The organism is Desulfothermus sp. (assembly GCF_053993635.1).
Genome location: NZ_JBMYBT010000011.1, coordinates 1 through 2,407, shown reverse-complemented (window position 1 = coordinate 2,407; position 2,407 = coordinate 1). Strand labels below are relative to the sequence as shown.

The 2,407-nt window shown below is 34.4% G+C and carries 3 protein-coding genes; 2 read left to right on the top strand and 1 reads right to left on the bottom strand.

The annotated features are described in order from the left end of the window. Positions 1 to 721, bottom strand: a 721-nt coding sequence (locus ACY2V1_RS00765; protein WP_461832882.1) for an MFS transporter, incomplete at its 3' end; no start/stop codon positions are given. Between the two features lie 184 nt (positions 722 to 905). Here ACY2V1_RS00765 and ACY2V1_RS00760 point away from each other — a divergent pair. Further along, entirely contained in the window at positions 906 to 1,052 is a 147-nt protein-coding gene (locus ACY2V1_RS00760; RefSeq protein ID WP_461832881.1) for a hypothetical protein, read from the top strand. A gap of 135 nt (positions 1,053 to 1,187) precedes the next feature. Next, positions 1,188 to 2,407: AAA family ATPase (locus ACY2V1_RS00755; protein ID WP_461832880.1), on the top strand; the 1,220-nt coding region annotated here is incomplete at its 3' end.

The window sequence follows — 2,407 nt, the reverse complement described above, 5'->3', positions numbered from 1 at the left end:
TGGCTATAAAAATTCTAATAATTGACATGGTAATTGAAAAAATGGATATAAGTATACCTATTGTGTCTGGTTTATAACTATTATTTTTTAAAAAAATTGGTAGAAAGGAACTTCTTAAAGATGTGATAAATACAGCAATTGATGTAAATAAAAGTGTTATAATCAAATTGGGGTCTTTTAAAAAATTAGAGATGTCTTTAAATATAGATATACGACTTTTGTTTTTTTGTACAATATCCTTATTCCTTTTTTTAGGAGTTTTTATAAATATTCCTGGCAGACTTAAAAGTAGTGTGATTAAAAATAGTAGTGAAAAGTTAAAATAAGTCACAATAAGACCTCCAAAAAAAGGTCCAATTCCCTGTCCAATTGAACCAAATAGGGCCAACTGCCCAAAACCCTTTGCCTTTTTATAGTAGTTCTGTGTCGAGGATATGGCTGTTTGAGCTCCAACTACAATTAAAAGGAATCCTAACCCTGCTATTAGCTGGGAGGAGATTACGCCAAAGAGATTTTTAAAGCCCAAAAGCAGAACAGAGGATATAGAATTTAATAAAAATCCTAACCTTATTCCAATAATTGGCGAAAATCTATCCATGATTCGTCCAAGGGGAATTGCCAGTGGAATTGACATAATACTGTGACTACTCACAATTATCCCAATTAAAGCAGGAGAAAAGTTAAGGTGTTCACAATATAGGGGGAGTATTGGAAAGAGCATAGCAAATCTAAGGAAATGAAAAAGATATAATGTGTTCATGGGACATGTAAATAAGTTTTATCTATCTGAATTTCAAGGTAAGAAAGGATTCAACTTATTGATTTTTGCAATTTATGTTTTTTAATGCTATTTACTTTGTAAAAATAGCTAATAACTAAAGAATAAAAAAGAGGAGTAGTTAGTGATGAAAATGGAAGATGTGGTTTTATCTTTGAACAAAGAGGAAGTTCAAGAGATATTGAGAATATCTCTTGAAGATGATAAAGAAGGCGCACTTAAGATATTAAAAAGGATTGCAAAAAAATTGGAAAAAAAACTTACACCAGGATGAGTCCCTGTATTTGAGGTCTGTTACAGACCTGGAAGAAATTTATATGGATAGATTTACACCTCAATTTTTACCCCATGAATTAAACAGAAATTCAAGTATTACAAAACATACTACAGTTCAAAACAAGGAGCACACATGAGATTTTTCAATACAGCAGGACCTGTAAGATGCGAGGATCATTATTGTTTGCCGCCATTAGAGCGGTTAGACTTAGAAGAAGTGCTAATGCTCATTGATCAGAAAAAATATTTTGTCCTTCATGCTCCAAGGCAAACAGGCAAGACAACCTGTCTTTTGGCACTTCAGGAGTATCTAAACAAAGAAGACAAATACAGGGCACTATATGTAAATGTGGAAGGTGCTCAGGCAGCAAGGGAAAATGTATATTTAGGCATTAAAACTATTTTAAGTATAATTGAATCTCGTATCAGAAGATACTGGAAAGAAGACTTTGGAGAAGATTTTGCTTTTATTTTAGAGAAAAGAGGACCTGATGATGCCTTGAGAGAATTTTTGTGTTTACTTACAGAAAAAAGCAATAAGCCAGAGGTGTTATTACTTGATGAGATAGACAGCCTTGTAGGAGACACATTAATCAGTGTTTTAAGACAGCTTAGAGCTGGTTATACAGACAGACCCGAAGGATTTCCCCAGAGCATTATATTGTGTGGAGTAAGAGATGTTAGGGACTATCGCATACACTCAAGTAAAGAAAAGGAGATCATTACAGGTGGAAGTGCATTTAACATTAAAGCCAAATCTTTGCATCTTGGGGATTTTAATAAAAAAGAGATAGAGATACTTTACAGCCAACACACAGAGGAAACAGGACAAAGATTTGAAGATGGGGTTATAGATTATGTGTGGGAGCTTACAGAAGGCCAGCCCTGGCTTGTAAATGCACTGGGATATGTTGCATGCTTTGAATTAAAAAAAGCAAGAGATAGAAATACGCTTATTACAAAAGATCTTATCACAGAGGCAAAGGAAAAGATCATTTTAGAGAGATACACCCACATTGATCAACTTGCAGATAAGCTTAAGGAAGAGAGGGTTCAAAGGGTAATAGAGGCAATTTTAGAAGGAGACAAAAATCCAGAGGACATACCAGTTGATGATATTTTGTATGTAGAGGATTTAGGCTTAATTAAGACCCGTCCGAATTTGAGGATTTCCAATAAGATATATCAGGAGATAATTCCAAGGGAGCTTACCTTTAGCACGCAAGTAACTATAACCCATGATGCTTTGTGGTATGTAAATCCAGATGGAAGCCTTGATATGGTAAAACTTATGCGGGCATTTCAGGAGTTTTTCAGGGAACACAGTGAGAGCTGGCTTGAGAGATTTCAATA

What these genes read in the sequence shown, in the direction of transcription:
- ACY2V1_RS00760 (WP_461832881.1), top strand. Translation starts at nt 906, where the DNA reads ATGAAAATGGAAGATGTGGTTTTATCTTTGAACAAAGAGGAAGTTCAA.